The organism is Leptolyngbya sp. NK1-12 (assembly GCF_032598965.1).
Classification (GTDB): domain Bacteria; phylum Cyanobacteriota; class Cyanobacteriia; order Elainellales; family Elainellaceae; genus Elainella.
In genome coordinates this window covers 4,120,940-4,137,864 of sequence record NZ_CP053586.1, presented here as the reverse complement: position 1 = coordinate 4,137,864, position 16,925 = coordinate 4,120,940, and the positions used below count along the sequence as shown (strand labels likewise).

At 52.2% G+C, this 16,925-nt stretch carries 14 protein-coding genes and 1 tRNA gene; 7 read left to right on the top strand and 8 right to left on the bottom strand.

Going from position 1 to position 16,925, the window contains the following annotated elements; all coding sequences use genetic code 11:
* Positions 1 to 25 precede the first annotated feature (25 nt).
* Positions 26 to 1,864, top strand: a complete 1,839-nt coding sequence (locus HJG54_RS17540) for an ABC transporter ATP-binding protein (RefSeq protein ID WP_316430300.1) — start codon at positions 26 to 28, stop codon at positions 1,862 to 1,864.
* 6 nt (positions 1,865 to 1,870) lie between these two features.
* Here HJG54_RS17540 and HJG54_RS17535 read toward each other — a convergent pair whose 3' ends face one another.
* Positions 1,871 to 4,639, bottom strand: a complete 2,769-nt coding sequence (locus tag HJG54_RS17535; protein WP_316430298.1) for a CBS domain-containing protein — start codon at positions 4,637 to 4,639, stop codon at positions 1,871 to 1,873.
* A gap of 213 nt (positions 4,640 to 4,852) precedes the next feature.
* Here HJG54_RS17535 and psbZ point away from each other — a divergent pair, with 213 nt between their 5' ends.
* From psbZ to HJG54_RS17515, 4 genes are all read left to right on the top strand, one after another.
* Positions 4,853 to 5,041, top strand: coding sequence for a photosystem II reaction center protein PsbZ (psbZ, locus tag HJG54_RS17530; protein WP_316430297.1), 189 nt, complete (start codon positions 4,853 to 4,855; stop codon positions 5,039 to 5,041).
* Positions 5,042 to 5,115: 74 nt separating this feature from the next.
* A complete protein-coding gene (gene ribH, locus HJG54_RS17525; protein ID WP_316430296.1) occupies positions 5,116 to 5,691 on the top strand; it encodes a 6,7-dimethyl-8-ribityllumazine synthase in 576 nt (191 codons plus the stop codon).
* Positions 5,692 to 5,723: 32 nt separating this feature from the next.
* Entirely contained in the window at positions 5,724 to 6,254 is a 531-nt protein-coding gene (locus HJG54_RS17520; protein WP_316430294.1) for a Uma2 family endonuclease, read from the top strand.
* Positions 6,255 to 6,339: 85 nt separating this feature from the next.
* Positions 6,340 to 6,411: transfer RNA gene (locus tag HJG54_RS17515), tRNA-Gly, on the top strand.
* Positions 6,412 to 6,571: 160 nt separating this feature from the next.
* Here HJG54_RS17515 and HJG54_RS17510 read toward each other — a convergent pair.
* Positions 6,572 to 6,955: a hypothetical protein gene (locus HJG54_RS17510; RefSeq protein WP_035996367.1), complete on the bottom strand. Its 384-nt coding sequence runs from the start codon at positions 6,953 to 6,955 to the stop codon at positions 6,572 to 6,574.
* A gap of 272 nt (positions 6,956 to 7,227) precedes the next feature.
* Here HJG54_RS17510 and HJG54_RS17505 point away from each other — a divergent pair, with 272 nt between their 5' ends.
* Positions 7,228 to 7,758: a glycine-rich domain-containing protein gene (locus HJG54_RS17505; protein WP_316430291.1), complete on the top strand. Its 531-nt coding sequence runs from the start codon at positions 7,228 to 7,230 to the stop codon at positions 7,756 to 7,758.
* 42 nt (positions 7,759 to 7,800) lie between these two features.
* Here HJG54_RS17505 and crtA read toward each other — a convergent pair whose 3' ends face one another.
* The 5 genes from crtA to HJG54_RS17480 form a co-directional block, all read right to left on the bottom strand.
* A complete protein-coding gene (gene crtA, locus HJG54_RS17500; protein ID WP_316430289.1) occupies positions 7,801 to 8,646 on the bottom strand; it encodes a cyanoexosortase A in 846 nt (281 codons plus the stop codon).
* A gap of 981 nt (positions 8,647 to 9,627) precedes the next feature.
* Positions 9,628 to 9,771 (bottom strand): chlorophyll a/b-binding protein, encoded by a 144-nt coding sequence (locus tag HJG54_RS17495; RefSeq protein ID WP_035996397.1) that lies wholly within the window; start codon positions 9,769 to 9,771, stop codon positions 9,628 to 9,630.
* Positions 9,772 to 9,873: 102 nt separating this feature from the next.
* Positions 9,874 to 10,818, bottom strand: a complete 945-nt coding sequence (locus HJG54_RS17490) for a cobalamin-binding protein (protein WP_316430287.1) — start codon at positions 10,816 to 10,818, stop codon at positions 9,874 to 9,876.
* Positions 10,819 to 10,864: 46 nt separating this feature from the next.
* Positions 10,865 to 12,388 (bottom strand): carotenoid oxygenase family protein, encoded by a 1,524-nt coding sequence (locus tag HJG54_RS17485; RefSeq protein ID WP_316430285.1) that lies wholly within the window; start codon positions 12,386 to 12,388, stop codon positions 10,865 to 10,867.
* A 131-nt stretch (positions 12,389 to 12,519) separates the two neighbouring features.
* A complete protein-coding gene (locus HJG54_RS17480) occupies positions 12,520 to 13,938 on the bottom strand; it encodes a folate/biopterin family MFS transporter (RefSeq protein ID WP_316430283.1) in 1,419 nt (472 codons plus the stop codon).
* A 139-nt stretch (positions 13,939 to 14,077) separates the two neighbouring features.
* Here HJG54_RS17480 and HJG54_RS17475 point away from each other — a divergent pair, with 139 nt between their 5' ends.
* Positions 14,078 to 14,476 carry a VOC family protein gene (locus HJG54_RS17475; protein ID WP_316430282.1) on the top strand — a complete coding sequence of 133 codons (399 nt, stop codon included), beginning with the start codon at positions 14,078 to 14,080 and terminating at the stop codon, positions 14,474 to 14,476.
* A gap of 23 nt (positions 14,477 to 14,499) precedes the next feature.
* Here HJG54_RS17475 and HJG54_RS17470 read toward each other — a convergent pair whose 3' ends face one another.
* Positions 14,500 to 16,656, bottom strand: a complete 2,157-nt coding sequence (locus tag HJG54_RS17470) for a calcium-binding protein (RefSeq protein ID WP_316430281.1) — start codon at positions 16,654 to 16,656, stop codon at positions 14,500 to 14,502.
* Positions 16,657 to 16,925 lie beyond the last annotated feature (269 nt).

The following is a 16,925-nucleotide window of genomic DNA, read 5'->3' as shown; positions in this document are numbered from 1 at the left end:
CCCTCCCGCGCGCTATCGTAGAACCATGACCATCCCCTGTCTCTCCACGGTTCTACGGCAGCTCCGAGGTTTTCACCAATCCCTTTCAGTTTTTCAATATTCCGGTCGGGCCGTGCAGCTGGTTTGGACCACCGATCGCCTGCTGACGATTAGTCTGGCCATTTTGACGATTTTGACAGGTTTACTGCCCGGTGCCATTGCCTACTTGGGCAAGCTGATTGTCGATGGAGTGGTGCAGGCAGCCCAGTCTGGTTTAGCAACAGATCGCTGGCGGACATTTCAGTATGTAGGGCTGGAGGCCGTGGCGATTGTGCTGCAATCGGGCTGTCAGCAGGGGATGCTGTTGTGTCAGGCATTGCTGAAACCGCTGTTGGCTCACACGATTGGCCTGCTCATCCTAGAAAAAGCCTTGACGTTAGAGATGAGCCACTTCGAGGATGCCGAGTTTTATGACAAGATGACTCGCGCTCGTGAAGGTGCGGCCTATCGGCCCTTGAATGTGGTCAACCGCACGTTTGGCTTTGTCAAAGATGGCTTGTCGATTCTCACCTTTAGCGGCTTGCTGCTGCAATTTTCTGGATGGGCCGTGCTGTTACTGATGGTGGCGGCCATCCCCGCTTTTTTTGCCGAAACCCGATTTGCGCGAGACAGCTTTCGCTTGTTTAGCTGGCGGGTACCCGAAACGCGAGAGCGTCATTACCTAGAGGTACTGCTGGGGCGCGAAGACTACGCAATGGAAGTAAAGCTCTATCAGTTGGGCGACATGCTGGTGAATCGCTATCGGCAAATCTTTGAGCGGGTGTATGCCGAAGATCGGAGCCTGCATGTACGCCGCACGGTTTGGAGCTATTTGCTGGGGTTGATTAGCACTGCTGCTTTCTATGGCACCTATGTCTGGATCATCCTTGAAGCAATTGCCGGACGGATTTCGATTGGTGATTTGACCATGTATCTGGTCGTGTTTCGGCAGGGGCAGTCTACCTTTTCTCTCATCCTCAGCTCGATCAGCGGCATGTATGAGGACAATCTGTATCTAGCGACGTTGTACGAATTCCTAGAAGAACCGGTTCCAGATCCGCCCGGATACGCCACCTATGGCCCCCAGCCCGACGACGGGATTCGGTTCGAGAATGTCAGCTTTACCTATCCCGGCAACGATCGGTCTGCCCTCAACAACGTCACGTTTCATCTAGCACCGGGCCAAAAGCTGGCGATTGTCGGCAAAAACGGCTCTGGCAAAACAACCCTGATCAAACTCCTGACGCGCCTCTACACCCCCACATCCGGACGAATTCTGCTAGACGGACGCGATCTGCAAGAGTGGGATATCGACGTGTTGCAGCAGCGCATTGGCGTGATTTTTCAGCACTTTGTCCGCTACCAATTCACGGTAGGAGAAAACGTGGGCGTAGGTGATGTGGCAAACCTGATGGATCAGCAGCGTTGGGAAGTGGCGACCGATAAGGGAACGGCGCTCCCCTTTATCGCAGAACTGCCGGAGCAATTTTCTACTCGTCTCGGCAAGTGGTTCAAAAGTGGCCGCGAGCTTTCCGGCGGTCAGTGGCAAAAAATTGCCCTGTCGCGAGCCTTCATGCGCGCCAATGCCGACATTTTGATTTTGGACGAACCCACATCTGCCGTGGATGCGGAAGCCGAAGCCGAAATTTTTAGCCGCCTCAAGGCACTGACGCAAAACCAGATGGCGATTTTGATTTCCCACCGCTTTTCTACCGTGCGCATGGCAGATCAAATTATGGTACTGGCCGAAGGAAAAGTGCTAGAGCAGGGCACCCACGAGGAATTAATGCAGCAAAACGGACGCTATGCCCAGCTTTTTGCCCTACAGGCAGCTGGCTATCGTTGATTTAGCTTACTTCAGTGGAAATTGGGCTGTCAGCAATGCCTTGGCTTCGGCTCGGTTGTGAATTTCGCCATCTAGGGTGGCATCTAGCAACTGGTCCAATATCTGCTTGTACTGCCGTCCGGGTTTGTAGCCCAGCGTTTTTAGATCATTGCCATCGAGTGGAGCCTTCACCTGCGACCAATGGATCAGGTATTGCCAGATTTGGCGGCGAATCGGTCGCGGTACGCTCACAGCTACCAAAATCAACGTGGGTAAATCGTACTGACTCAGTTCTCGTACTACCTGACTTGGACGTTGGCAGTGAGAGTGAGCCGCGACAATCGCGGTTTGATTTTGATCCAACGCTTGTAATCGCTGCACGCTTTCGGCAGGCAACTGGAAGTTTGTAGCAACCTTGACTCGCGCCTCGGTTTCCAGATGGAATAGCATCAGTTCCAACAAAATCAGCCAATGTTCCAGGTTGGCGAGTTGATAGTGCTCCGCACCGCCTAGAGGATGAATAAAGCACCTCAGCCAACGGTCTACCAAACGCAACTGCCACCAGAGCGTGTCGTTTAGCTCCAAGTCTGGATGAATGCAGCAAATCGCACCCAATTCCGACAGTAGCTGAAGCGCAGCTTTCCAGTAGCGGGCTTCCAGAATATAGCGCAACTCTTGCCGCAACCGGGTTTGTAGGGCTGGCGTTTTCTCCACTTCTGCCTGAATGCGGTGGTAGATGCCGCTGGCAATGGCAGTGCGAATATAGCCCTCGGTCTGGGGATCGATCTCAAAGCCTAAGCGAACCGCAAACCGCACGGCCCGGTAGATGCGAGTCGGGTCTTCGATAAAGCTGTTGGCGTGTAGAACCCGAATCTGCTTGGCTCGTAGGTCTACTACTCCGCCAAAGAAATCCAGCAGTTCCCCCATGCGGGGAGGCGTCAGCCGAATCGCCAGAGCATTGATCGTAAAATCGCGCCGGTAGAGGTCTTGCCGAATCGAGCTGGCTTCCACTTCTGGGTTGGCCGCCGGATAGGGATAGAATTCGGTGCGGGCCGTGGCAATATCAATCCAGAGGGAATCTAGCACTGGATCATGGTGCCACAGCAGGGCCGCCGTTTGAAACCGACCGTGGATTTGCAGCCGCGCTGCTGGATAGAGTTGCTGGAGCGCTTTTGCCATTGCCACTCCTGCCGCCTGATCTGCCGCCCGGTGAAATCCATCCACCACTAGATCAACATCATCGAGCAACAAGGGCTGGCCGGGTTTTGCCAACAGCAGATCGCGCACCGCACCCCCAACTAGATAAAGCTGCCATCCCCGCTGTTCGGCCTGTTTCGCCGCTTCTAGCAGCAGATCCCACAGAGCCGGAAGCAACCGCTGTCGCAGCAGAGTTTGCACCACTCCCGGCAGCAGGCAGTAATCTCGCAGCGTTTGTTCAGCCTCCGGAACTGCTTGGTCTTGTTCTCGTAATCCAGCTTGGTGCAGTTCGCGCAACACATCGGTGCGGGTGACGATGCCAACCAGCTGACTGGCATCCAAAACCGGCAAACGACCAATATCAAACGTCATCATCAGCGATTCGATTTCCGGCAGCGGCGTATCGGGCGTAATTGTTTTCAAATTCGTGGTCATGTAGCCCTTCACCGGCGCATGGCTAAATCCGTGATGCAGGGCAATATCCAGGTCGCGTCGCGAAATAATCCCCACGAGCTGGTCATTGGCATCCACGACCGACAAACCAGAGTGACCATAGCGCAACAGTATCCGCTGGGCTTCGGCAATCGTGGTTTCGGGGCGAATTGTGCGGACTGGAGACGACATCAAGTCACGAGCGGTAGGTGGTTGGGGCACCTGCTGCCGGAGCGAATCAATCAGCTCTTGCAGCACAGCTTCTGGATCGGCTCCGCGTAGGGTCATGGCAGCCGCTCGACTGTGCCCCCCTCCGCCCCATTGCTGAAACAGCGCTCCCAAATTAAAGCTCTGCATTGAAGCAGCCCCAGCACTGCTGCGTGCCCGACCAATCACCGTCAGCCGTTCTTCGGTTTCGCTAATCGGATAGCGCGCTGCCAACAGCAACACATCCACTTCGGTCAGGGTAAGTAACCGTGAAGCCAGATTCGACAGTCCCGCCACATAGGTTTCTACCGACAGCAGTACCCAGGCCAGACAGTAGCCCCGCAGGGTTTCGGTTTGTAAGTTCTCTAACGCCACTGAAAGTAAATCTTGCAGTTGGGGAGAAAGACCCGGCTCCACATATTCGGCAATCGCTCGCAAATTCGCCCCCTGCTGCATCAGCCAAGTCAAGGCCGCCGCATCCCGCACAGTAGCGTGATCAAAGGTGAGTGAACCCGTATCGACATGCACCCCCAGCGCCATCACCGTAGCTTCCACCGGAGACAGGGAAATCTGATGTGCCTGAAGCTGTTCCGCCACCAGCGTGGTCACTGCCCCAATCGCTGCGATGCGTCGTTCCGTTGCTGCAATATCCGACTCAGCCTCTAGATGATGGTCGTAGACAATCACCTCCACCCCTGGCAGATCCAGCCATTCCGCCGCCTTCCCCAACCGATCCCGCTGCTGAGCATCCACCACAATTACGGTGCGAATCTGCTCTGGCGTTACTGACCGGCGTTCAATCAAAGCATATTCATCCCGATGCAGCGCCAAAAAATCGCGTACCGCTGGGTGCGCCCCGCCCGTCAGCACAATCCTGGCCCCCGGATACAGCCGCGACAAACCCACCGCTGCCCCCAGCGTGTCAAAATCAGCAGTGATGTGGCAAAGAATCAAATCCATAACTCAAGCCTGAAGCGCCAGCCCAAACTCAAAACTCAAAACTTAAAACTCAAAACTCAAACCACTGCTACGCAGAAGCAAGCTACAAAACCTCCCTCCCAGCTTCATCCTTCCAGAGCGTGTCACTTTCTGATAGCTTACTAGCATGGGCAATGCGTTGGCGCATCAATGCCTAATTGTTGTATTGTCCGATGCTGTACTGGGAGGATAACAATGTCCATTCTGTTCCAACTTGCTCTCGCTGCTCTAGTGATTCTGTCGTTCATCATGGTCGTTGGTGTACCGGTCGCCTATGCCTCTCCCCAGAATTGGGAGCAATCTAAGCGCCTGATTCTGCTAGGCTCTGGTGCTTGGGTCGTGCTGGTGCTGCTGGTGGGTGGATTGAACTATTTTGTCGTCTAAGCTGGAAACAGACCCGGTTCACTCGCTCGGCAAAATGCTTGGCAAAATGCTCGGCAAAGTAGAGATTTAATAATATGACTGTTTTTGAGGGTACTTTTACTGACACTGGTTCCTTGCGGTTTGGCATTGTCATTGGTCGGTTTAACGATTTGGTGACTGGCAAACTGCTGGAAGGGTGTCAAGATTGTCTCAAGCGTCATGGGATTAACCCTGACCCCCAGGGTACTCAGGTTGATTATGTCTGGGTTCCTGGTAGCTTTGAAATTCCTCTACTGGCGCGGCAACTGGCGCTAACCCATCGATACGATGCGATTATTTGCCTGGGTGCAGTGATCCGGGGTTCTACCCCCCATTTTGACTATGTATCGGCAGAAGTGTCGAAAGGCATTGCTGCAGTTGGGCTACAGACCGGCGTCCCCATCATCTTTGGCGTGCTGACGACCGATACAATGCAACAGGCCCTAGAGCGGGCTGGCATTAAGAGCAACAAGGGCTGGGAGTATGCTATGAGCGCAATTGAGCTAGCTAGCCTAATGCGGCAAATCAAGGCAATTAATCCTGAGGTGAATGGGAATAACCTTTCGGGAACTACTCCCCAATCTCTACCGGCTGCCATGAAGCAAGCGAATCCTCCAGAGCTAGAAGGTTAACCTAGAGATAGCTCTCGATTGGAGAAACTGCGATGCTGACAACCGCTCCAACCATGTCTCTTGATGCCTTCATCCAACGGCCTCCGGACCATACCGAGTGGGTCGATGGGCAGCTAATTGAAAAAAAGGGTGTGACCGCAAAAACCGGAAGAATTCAAGCAAAATTGGCGCGATTCTGGGGCAACTATAAGGATGCCAACAAATTAGGCGGCGAAGTTTATGTCGAAACCCCCTGTCGCACGACAGGTCGAGTCCGCTGTCCAGATGTGGCGTATTTAATGCCGGATCTGGTAGCCCAGCATGGCGACTTTAGGGTTTTGCCTCAGAGTTTTTCGCTGATTGCTGAAGTAGTTTCCCCCAGCGACGAAGCCGAAGAGGTATTTACCAAAGTTAGAGAATATCTCGCTTCAGGCGGTGCTGAGGTTTGGTTAGTGATGCCAGAAAGCCAGTGGGTGCTGGTGATTACGGCCAATCAGCAAATTCTCTACGGTCCTGAGCAGACAGCGACGACACAGCAAGCCTTGCCCGGTTTTACTATAGCGGTGAGTGAACTGATTGCTTAGACAATGCTGGCTCAAACCCCAAAACTGCCACAGAACTCTTGACAGATTTGACAGAAATCGGGATACTAGTAAAGGTCACAAACACGCGGGTGTAGCTCAGTGGTAGAGCGCAACCTTGCCAAGGTTGATGTCGTGGGTTCGAATCCCATCACCCGCTTCCAAACAGGATTTCCCAGCTTACCCTAGAAGGTTTTTACTTAGAAAGCTTTCTTGTTTGCAGTCAAGCGTTTCTGATCACAGCCCTACTAATCCTGCCCTCTAGTTAGACCGGCCCCAAGCAATACAAAAGAAGTTGGGGTCAAGTAGGGCATAGCTATCTACCCAGCTTTCTGCTCGTGATAGCTGGAGATATGCTCGTACACCTCATCTGGAAACTGTAGATCCCGGTAGACATTGCAGGCATCCGGATCGTCTGGATTGGGGCAGATCGGAAACTCTTGTTGGCTTTGCCATTCTAGAATCCGGTCGCGCTTGGGTGGGTTGTAGTCCTTTCCCTGCACCTGCTGCACGAGCGCTTTCGCCTCAGTTTCGCTAAAGTCGGAATCTTTTTGCAGATACTCAATCAGTTCCGCTTCGCTGATGAAGTGACGGGCGATCATGGCAAAGGTCAGCCGCCCATAGTGACCAATATCCTGGCCTGCCTCTAGTGCATCCAGCAGGTGGGCCATCATACTGCTTTTGCGTAACGCTTCGATTGACATAACGGTATTGCTATATTGCTGAATTGGTGTTTACTTCAACGGCCTAGTGCAACGGTCCTAGAACTGTTATAAAAACTATGCCTAGCTTCGCCGTCTGTCCAAAGCGTTATTTAGTTCAATTGTACTATCTAGCCAAATGGTGACTTTCTACCTGACTTTCGGGTGACAGGACCTGACTTTCGATTTTGGCAACTCTGATTAGATGGAAGAAGATTGAATGAATGAGAAGCTGCTAGCAACGCTGGCCCTACCTTACCCCAGGAAGTACACCAATGACAGCCAGGCCCCAATTAAACCAGGATGTATCGCTCGAATTTCAACGGTTTTTACAGAAAGTTCGTTTGCTTGATCTAAGACCGATTGCGTCTCAGCTCATACAAGCTCAGCCCCAACGTGCTCCTCAAAGCATTGTCCGAGCCATTGCCGATTATCTTGAGTTTCTGTACCTTGTTGATCGCCATCCTCACCTGCAGCTGGTTCCGACAGTTGAAGTCGATGAAGTTTGGCATCATCACATTCTTGATACTCGCAAGTATGCAGGAGATTGCCAGTTGCTGTTTGGCAAATTTATTCACCACGCTACCTATGTTGGCACCTACAGCGAGGAAGAACGTCTGGCGCAGTTGCAGGCTTTTACTCTAACGCAGGCACTATATCGGCATTATTTTGGCCGCACAATTGGGTCAATTCCAGCCGACTGCGAATCGTGGGTAGATAATACTTCCCAAAACCGCTCAGCAGTTCAAGCCACCGTGAACCGTCTGCCGGATGAAGTATTGAACCTGATGAACTATTCAACCTGAGGGGACAAGCAAGGTAGTTCCTAGCTCACCCTTGCTGTTCTGCTAAATGGCCCTTTTGCGCTGCCACAATTCCAAGCGATAGAGCATCCAGTAAACGCCAGCAAATAAAACAACGGCTAAGACTCCGAACAGCAGTAAACCCTCTCCTTCATGCCAATAGAGAAAAGCTGGCTGGTCCTTGGGACTTGCTAGAGTGGCCATGATCGCTATCCGTATACCATTCACGCTAAACCCTATTAAAGCGGCGGCGAGGAACGCTACGACTTGCTTAGCTCGACGAACTGGATAAAGCGTCAGGCAGATCACGGCCATTCCTACCAGGTAGATTGAGCCTTCTAGACCAGAGCAGTTGTCGTAAACTTCGATCGTGCCCGCAGAAGTTGTGATCCAAACATCCTGATGAGAAGCTGTGAAGCCGCTGTAGGACAGGAGTAAGGTGGCAAACTTTGCCGTCAAGGGAGCAATATCAACCAAGTTCAGCAAAATACCAGGAACGCCCAAGAAAAACATGATGGCTAGCTCACGTCGGTATTGCCATAACCCTCGAAATCCAGAAGCAATTAGGGCTACAGCTAGAGCTGAGACCAAAGGAAACAGACGTAACTCTAGCTGCTGATTACTCGAAGGGATGACACTCCGCCAAACCAGCCAGCCGATTAGCCCAGTTCCGGTAAAGCTAGCCAGCAAATTGTGCTGGTAAATGAAGTTTGGATGATTTTCCCAAAGCAGTGTGGCAGCCGCTAGCAGAAACAAAATGCTCATACCGAAGTAAGCAATGTCTCCAGTGCGCCAGACAACGGCTAGATAGATACCAAATAAGCAAGCAATCAGGGCCAACAAGCCGTATTGAGGATGCTTGAATAGCTGTGTGAGGTTAAAATCTGTCATAGGATGTTTTTAATTTTTCGGCTGCACTATTAGCTGCGCCAGCAGAACTGAAGTAAACTACGTTGCCGGGTTAGACAGCTCACGGGTCCTCATCCCTTTCATACCATCTCCCCCTTTTCTACGAAAAAACACGTAAAAGACGGGTGAAGTCAATGCAACAAATTGTATTTTTACAATGAAGTTCTGATAGCTTTAAGATAACGCTTGGAATTTCTTAGCACCGGAGATTGATGGCTGTTAACGAGGGGTTAATGAGAGAAGACTTGATTAATAAATGCCAGAATAATGCGAATATTTGAAGACCAAAGCTAAATACGAAATTTAAATACAGGAATTATTTGAAGATGAGATGCTTGATTCTAAAGATTTTTACCCAAAAAATAATTTCAAAACAACAAATTTCTGGAACTAGAATCAGAATCTAAATATATTTTCAACAAAATATGTTTTCAACAATAGTTATTTAACAAAAACAGACAATGAGATAACGCAAATATAATTACACGAAAAATCCACACTTATGTGTAAGCAAAGAATATGTAAAACTTGAGAGTCTTCGAAGAAGTTGATTAAAGCTGATTGAGCTGATTGAGCTGATTGAGCTGATTGAAAAGGATCTTGTCGTCTGGATCCGCTCCCTTTTCTGGGATGGCCATAGGGCTATATCCCGTACCAGCGGGGAACTTTGAACAGCGACGGTTCGGGAAAGTTCCCCAGAATGGGGATGTAGGGAGCTTCTCAAACAGCTTCTAACTGCTGATAGGCATCCGTGCTACAGGATCACCAAATCATTGGATTGACCCACCTAATAGCTGATATGCAATAGGCGATGAACCTGAATGCGGCAAAGTGTAGTTGTTTTTTAGTTGTGAGTGCTGCCAACGAAACCGCTTTACCGCTTTACGTCTACAATCGCTGACAAAAAAGGGGAGCAGGAATGCTCCCCCTCGCAATGAACAGACTACTGATAGGTAACGAAGCTTACATCAGACCGAGCTGGGACAGAATGCCTTGACCAGTCAAAAGCTCAGTAGCCAAACCAATTACAAAACCCAACATTGCCAAACGACCGTTCCATGTTTCAGCAAACTGGGTAAAACCGAATTTGGGTGCTTGATTTTCCATGACTGCTAGACCTCGTTAATATCAACCTTGTTGCTACTAACTTAACATAACTTTTTAAAGTTTTGCAACGATTTGTAAATTAATCGTAGGCATAGAGACGAGTCATGCATTAGTTGAAGTATGTGCTGCCACATCCCAGCCTTTAGCTCGATAGCCAAACTGAAACAGGTCAGGATGCAGCAGTTCAGCCAGAATTTCCAAAGAATCGACCAAACGGGGACCAGGGCGATTGAAGTAGTGATTGCCATCGGTAATGTAAATGCGCCCGGTTTGAACCGCCTTTAGCTTGGCCCAATCGGGGTGCTGCGCCAGTTCAGTGGCATCCTGGCGGGTTCGCTCCAAACCAAACCCACAGGGCATGATCACCAAAACATCTGGATCTGCCTCGATCAAATCGGACCATTGCAGCCAAGCCGAATGCTGTCCTACCTTGCCAAATAGAGGAGTGCCACCCGCTAGCTCTACGAGTTCTGGAATCCAGTTTCCGGCTCCCATCAGGGGATTGGCCCATTCAATGCAGGCCACCGTCGATCGCTGGTCGGCAGGTAAGGATTGAGCGGTCTGGCTGCAATGATTGACGCGCTGCTTGAGCGCAGTTAAGGCCGGATTTGGGTCAATGTCTAAGGCATTGGCAACTCGTTCAATGTCAGCCCAGACTTCGGCTAGGGTATTGGGCTGGAGGGAAATAACTTGCGGCTGCGAGTGGGTCAGCGTCGCTACGGCCTGTTCCACATCGGCTAGACTAACGGCACAAACTTCGCATTGAGCTTGGGTCAGAATGTGCGTTGGTTGTAATTCCTCCAGCACATCGGTTTTGACACGGTAAACGCTGAGGGCTGACTGTAATAAGTCGCTTACCCGGTCGTGAATTTGGCTGCTCGTACCTTCGGGGTCAAACTTTGGCTCGGTACAGACCGGACGCGACTGCACCTCGATTGGATAGTCACATTCATGGGAGCGTCCTACCAGGGCATCGGTGAGGCCGAGTAGGGCAATAATTTCTGTGGCGCTGGGAATTAGGGAAACGATGCGGGGGGTGAATGTCATGGCATTATATTGGCTCAAAGCACACCCCCATTCTCGCTTGATTTGTCTAGCTGGGCAGAAACACCTGATTGGTGAAGCTACCGTGTAGTCCATAGGGAATATGGTGCTTGAGGCGCAGAATTGCAACCGGCTGACTCAGATCTTGCGCATCTAGAATTACCAGTTCCGAGCATTCCCGTGCCGCGTTAAAGGTCAGCAGCAGCAGCCAGCCCTCATCTTCCGCTGCATTGGGGCTAGAGGATCGAGGAACAAACACGGGTTCGCCGCCAAAGCCACGCGGAGCTGCACTCCAGAGCTGACGCTCGCCAGTTTCCAGGTCAACCTTAATCACGGCCTGTAGGGGGGCATTGCCGGTTGGATCATGGGCCGCACCGAGATAAACATAGCGATAGGAACGGCCTACTTTGTCAGGATGCAGGGTGGGAAACTCGCAGCAGCGCGATTCCAGCAACTGCCGCTCTACGGTCTCGGTTTGCAGGTTGAACTGAAACCGCCAAAGCTGACCCGGATCGAGTTTTTCAAACCGGACTTGCTGATAGTCTTCGTCAGCGTCGATCGTAGGCAACGAGGCGTAGCAGATCGAATCGACGTAAAGATATCCATCTTGCTCAAAAGCATTGGCGTGGTGAAACACAAACCCCGCTTCGACCGGAATACGCTGGACCGGATCACGACCATTACGGGGAATCACAATCACTTGCGTGGGTTGGTGTAGCCGAGGTTGCAGGCATTGTCCGGCCCCTTTGAAGCCCAGCAGATAGGGCAAGGGGTTAAACGCCATTGGTGCCTGGAAGAAAACGCAGTAATTGGGCGTGATTGCAAAGTCGTGCATGAAGGCGAATCCGGGTACGGCATGGGCATGTTGCCGCAAGAGCTGACCCGATGGGGCAAATTCGTAGATCGTGATTGTGCTGGAAAGTCCGGTCTTGACCGAGAAGTTGACTAAACAGGGAGCACCGCCATCCATTTCACAGGCGGGATCGATGCGAGGGTGGGCAGCAAAGGCATTACCGGGCTGCAACACACCGTCGAGGTAATCAATTCCGATTGTGTCAAGCGTGGCCGGATCGAGCCGATGCGGTTCAGCCGCTTCCCACAGAGCTAAGAGCCGATTGCCCCAGTAGATCACGTGCGTATTGGCAATATTTTTCAGCCGCAGATCGAAGGCATTCGCTAACCAGCCGCCTGGTTTTTGCGTCCCGAACACCCCCCGGTAGAGAAACCGACCCGCTTCCTGTTCTTCTAAAAACGCCTGAGTGCGCACATAGCGATTGCGGAAATGGGCACGCCCGTTGGTGAAGGTAAAGGCTGAAATCATGCCATCCCCATCGAAGGGATGATGCACGCGCTGGCCGTTGATGTCGAGCAGACCGGGGCCATTGCGGAATAGGGTACCCTCTAAGTCGGGGGGAATCTGACCTTCGATGTCATCGATCCAGTAGTCGGACTCCTGCGTCAGGGAGCGATAGCCCTTCTGCCAGTCCTGAAGCGTGTAGGACATAGCCGGACTTTGATCAACTTGTTCGGCCGTTGGGAGCGTGCTGCGTTCCCCTAACTGAAAACTTTGCATAATCAATCTCAATCTAGAACTCTGTTGGATATACGAAGGAAACAAGAATTTGAGAAACCCAGCACCAGAGAAAATCCCAGCCATACCAAAGGCTGGACCAGGCAAGCTTTGCCTAACCAAAGCAGACACTGCTAGCGACGAAATTCAGGCACCAGCTCATGATCGGCGGTGGAAAGCGGCTCTACAGAGGGGATCGCAGCAGGCGGCAAAACGGGAGAGGATTCTTCGTCTAAACTCGGTAGTTGACTTTCCTCGCTACTGGGCAGCCAGCCTAGAAACGGCAACGGCAGCAGCGTACTCAAGTTGGTAATCACGACCAGCAGCCAGAGCTGGGAAAAGTTGGTTTCCGTGATTCCCAGCCACTGCATCAACAGTGCTCCGGAGCCATAGGACAGGAGTCCTGCCAGGTTTGTTACTGACATTAACAAAGCAAACAGCGTTGCTTCCACCCCCGGCGGACAGAGTCTTGCAGCCAAAACCAGCACCGGCATGTAGGCAATTTGCCCCATCACGGTCAAAATCAGGCTGTCTCCTAAGCTAAACCAGTGATCGTCAATACCCAGGGCGCGGTTTGTGTGCGTCACCAATAGCAGCATCGTCATGCCCAATACGGTCGAGATTACCGTTGTCCAGCCGAAGAACACCCGCAGTGGCATGGCCCGAAAGAAGCGCTGAAATAGCCAAATACCCAGCAACGAGGCCACGCTCGTCACCAAGCGCACTCGGCCCAAGAATTCCGGCTGAAAGCCCAGTTCGTTAGTGGTGAAGAAGAAAAAGGCCGCATCTGCGGTGGGAGTGGCCTGCCAGAGAAACAGAAACGCCGTGGGTAGCCAAATCGATTTTTGGGTAATAGCCGTGCGCAGTTGTTTCACCTGCTGCCAAATTACTGACCATTCGCTGCTCGCCTCAACCCGCGACTCACTAATCCACCAGGCCACCAGAGAAATGATCAGCGGAAAGGTGGCCGTAATGCCAAACACGGTGCGGTTGCTGAAATGTTCGAGCAAAAAGCCACTGAAGTAGGCCGTGATTAATCCGCCCAGCGCTGTAGCGCCCCAACAAATGGATTGGAGGGAACCGGCTTCCTGCACCGATTCCTGACGGGCACGCTCGACCACTAGCGAATCCACAATCACATCGCTAAAGGCTACCGACAAGGAGCCGAGCGCAATCGCAATGGTTGCGGCCCAGGCCGTATGCACAACCGTCGCTAGCATCACCCAGGCCAAGGTGCCGAGCAGCCCAGACAAAATCAGGTAGGGACGCCTGCGGTAGCCCAGAATCGGCAAGCCATCGGAGATGAACCCAAATAAGGGCTTGATCATCCAGGGTAAAGCTGCGATGCCCATAAAGGCCGACACTTGAGCTGGACTCAGCCCCAACTCATCCTTGAGGAAAAAGCTCACGGCCAGCCGTGCCAGCCCCAAAATGCCTTGAACAAAGTAAACCAGCAAAATGGCGGCCAACTCTGGACTGAGTTCATGCCCAAACAAGAGCTTCTCGCTTAGAAGATGTTTGGCTTTCGTGTAACCGGGAAGTCCACTGATCATCTAGATGAGATGTTAAGAAATATCAACTGCCTTCTATGATAGCCTTCTCGGTTTTTCTGTCTAGGTTGGCCTGATTCTGGATTGCTGATTCCGAGCAAATGTACTAGTCTTATTTCAATGATTGCGGTGAGGCGTCGCTATGGTTCAGTTTGCTTACACCATTCTCTATGTCAAGGATGTCCCCCAAGCTGTTGCGTTTTACCACAAAGCGTTTGGGTTGCAGGCGCGGTTTGTGCATGAGAGTGGGCAGTATGCGGAGCTGGAAACAGGTGATACGACCCTTGCCTTTGCGACTAACGACCTAGCCAAGTCTAATCTGCCGCAAGGGTTTGTCGAGAATAGTTTGTCTCAGCCACCGGCTGGAATCGAGGTGGGATTTGTCACAGCGGATGTACCCAGTGCGTTTGCTCAGGCAGTTGAGGCTGGCGCAGTCGCTGTTGCCGAACCAAAAGTTAAACCCTGGGGGCAAACAGTTGCCTATGTGCGAGATCTAGACGGAATTCTGGTCGAACTTTGCAGCTCGATCGGTCTGGAATAGAAGCGGTTGCAGGCACTGCCCAATCAAGTAATAAAATCACTAGGCGTATAGGTAATCTGGCTAGCCAGCACGTTTTTGAGCACAGCGAGCGGCTGACTACCCGATGTGATGACCGTATCTAAGCCCTGCTGTTGGAATTGCAGCGAATTGGGGTCAATATTGCTATCCAAAGAAAGCAAGTCAATACCGTCCTGGAAATCCTTGATTACGGTTGTGCCGCTCTTGAATTGCAGAAAGAAAATATCGGCACCGGGGCCACCCGTGAGCTGATCATTGCCGTTGCCTGCGACCAGAAAATCGTCGCCTTTGCCACCATCCAGCTTGTCGTTGCCCTCGCCGCCTTCTAGATAGTCAGCATCTGCTTCGCCAAACAGCCGATCGTTACCGTTGCCGCCCTGCAGCAAATCGTTGCCCGCTCGGCCCGATAAAACGTCGTTGCCTCGCAAGCCGGTAATCTCGTCGCTGCCGCCGGTGCCATCTAGTCGATCATCTCGATTGGTGCCGCGAATTTCCTTGCCGGAGCGAGATGCGGAGACAAAATCTGCCGGATAGGAAATCGTTCTCGCCTCAATCCCCAATAAGACCGCCAACTCAATGCCTTTCCAGGAAACGACCGTATTGCTGCCTTCTTGGACGATGCGCAGGTGTTGCGGTTCGATCCCAGCCGATAAACCGAGCACATCTACCCCATCTTCAAAGTCGGTGATCAGGGTACTGCCCGGTTTAATCCGCAGCACAAAGGTATCGGCACCCCGACCACCCGTCAGCCGATCGTTGCCGTTGCCCCCATCCAGCGTATCTCTATTAGCCCCACCCAGCAGGATGTCGTTATCGCCGCCGCCTTCCAGCACATCATCGCCCAAGCCGCCTTCCAAGATGTCATTGCCCCGAAAGCCTTTGAGCAAATCGTTGCCGCGTAGTCCCAGGAGTCGATCATTGCCGCTGTTGCCCCGTAGCGTGTTGTCGAACCGATCGCCGCGAATTGTGCGTCGAGAGGCAGTGAAGCGGGCCTGAATGTCCTGGTTGTTCCTTGAGAGGGAATCGTCCTGCCACGCCACGACATAGTCCGCTGTGGGTGCAACTGCAATGGCCGGGAGAGATTGATCATTGGCCTCTTCCCGGTTGACCTGAAATTCGCCGCCGAGCCGCCTACCGTTTTCGGCAAACCGCTGCCCAAAAATGCCAGCCCCATCTCCGTCTTGATTTTCGCTGGCCCACACGACGGTGAAGTTGCCGCCTGCATCGACCCCGACGGCTGGCGTGGTCTGATCGCCGCGAGTGGTTTGGTTGACGCGAAACTCATGGCCTAACGGATTGCCGCTGGCGCTATAGCGTTGGGCATAGATGCCATAGCCATCCTGGTCAGAACTGCGGCTGTCGCTCTGCCATGCCACGACGAAATCCCCGTTGTCATCGATTGCTACAGATGGGTTGAGCTGGTTACCATCTGTCTCGGTGTTGACCTGAAACTCAATCCCAACTGGATTGCCAATGTTGTTATAACGCTGACCAAAGATGCCGGTACCGCTGCCATCCTGCCGTTCGCTAACCCAGATGACGACAAAATCCCCCTGCGCATTCATGGCGACGACCGGTGCGGTTTGGTCGTTTTCGGTGCGGGTGTTGATGCGAAACTCGTTGCCAATCAGTGCGCCGCTGCGGTCAAACCGCTGTCCTACAATGCCCGTGCCGTCATCATCGCGTCCAGTCGTGTTATTGTCCTGATCGTCGCTTTGATAAACTACGACAAAATTGCCGCTACCATCGATAGCTACATCCGGGTTGTTTTGATCCTGGAGCGTGCTGCGATTCACCCGAAACTCTGACCCCAAGCGCTGACCTCTGGCATCGAACCGCTGAGCAAATACATCCTGCCCGCTGCCGCCAAACGACTGCTCGCTAGCCCAAACCACGACAAAGCTGTTATCGAGGGTCATGGCAACTGCTGGATCGGTTTGATCATCAGCCGTGGCGGTGTTGACTTGAAATTCGCTGCTAATCGGCCTGCCAGAAGCATTGTAGGCACGGGCAAAAATGCCGGTACCGTCCCCATCTTGATCCTGACTTTGCCAAGTGACGACAAAATTACCGAGGGAACCAATAGCAATGTCGGGCTTTTCTTGATTGCCGCTGACATAGGTATTGACGCGAAAGTCGGAGCTGGATGAGTTAGCGCTCATAGTCTTTCTCGATGCGGGTGCAGCACCATGATAGATGCCATATCTAGAGTTGAACCGCTTTGTTAAGTAATATTTTGGCCTAGATGTAGGGTAACTAGAATAACAGGTCCAGATTTTATAGTGTGCCTCTGTGGTTTTCAGTACAGGTGGGGTTTCGCAGAATTGGATTGCGAAATTTGCTTAACTCAGCGGCCCCAAAGTTTCCATTGGTTTAGCAAAGGTTCAAGGTAACGCCGCAAACCTGACTAGTTAAACTTTTTCCTGTTAAA

Bases quoted from the DNA above. Each gene is read 5' to 3' on its own strand.
- psbZ (WP_316430297.1), top strand. From the start codon at position 4,853: ATGTCCATTCTGTTCCAACTTGCTCTCGCTGCTCTAGTGATTCTGTCG.
- HJG54_RS17505 (WP_316430291.1), top strand. From the start codon at position 7,228: ATGACAGCCAGGCCCCAATTAAACCAGGATGTATCGCTCGAATTTCAA.
- HJG54_RS17490 (WP_316430287.1), bottom strand. From the start codon at position 10,818: ATGACATTCACCCCCCGCATCGTTTCCCTAATTCCCAGCGCCACAGAA.
- crtA (WP_316430289.1), bottom strand. From the start codon at position 8,646: ATGACAGATTTTAACCTCACACAGCTATTCAAGCATCCTCAATACGGC.
- HJG54_RS17540 (WP_316430300.1), top strand. From the start codon at position 26: ATGACCATCCCCTGTCTCTCCACGGTTCTACGGCAGCTCCGAGGTTTT.
- HJG54_RS17485 (WP_316430285.1), bottom strand. From the start codon at position 12,388: ATGCAAAGTTTTCAGTTAGGGGAACGCAGCACGCTCCCAACGGCCGAA.
- HJG54_RS17520 (WP_316430294.1), top strand. From the start codon at position 5,724: ATGCTGACAACCGCTCCAACCATGTCTCTTGATGCCTTCATCCAACGG.
- ribH (WP_316430296.1), top strand. From the start codon at position 5,116: ATGACTGTTTTTGAGGGTACTTTTACTGACACTGGTTCCTTGCGGTTT.
- HJG54_RS17470 (WP_316430281.1), bottom strand. From the start codon at position 16,656: ATGAGCGCTAACTCATCCAGCTCCGACTTTCGCGTCAATACCTATGTC.
- HJG54_RS17480 (WP_316430283.1), bottom strand. From the start codon at position 13,938: ATGATCAGTGGACTTCCCGGTTACACGAAAGCCAAACATCTTCTAAGC.
- HJG54_RS17475 (WP_316430282.1), top strand. From the start codon at position 14,078: ATGGTTCAGTTTGCTTACACCATTCTCTATGTCAAGGATGTCCCCCAA.
- HJG54_RS17535 (WP_316430298.1), bottom strand. From the start codon at position 4,639: ATGGATTTGATTCTTTGCCACATCACTGCTGATTTTGACACGCTGGGG.
- HJG54_RS17495 (WP_035996397.1), bottom strand. From the start codon at position 9,771: ATGGAAAATCAAGCACCCAAATTCGGTTTTACCCAGTTTGCTGAAACA.
- HJG54_RS17510 (WP_035996367.1), bottom strand. From the start codon at position 6,955: ATGTCAATCGAAGCGTTACGCAAAAGCAGTATGATGGCCCACCTGCTG.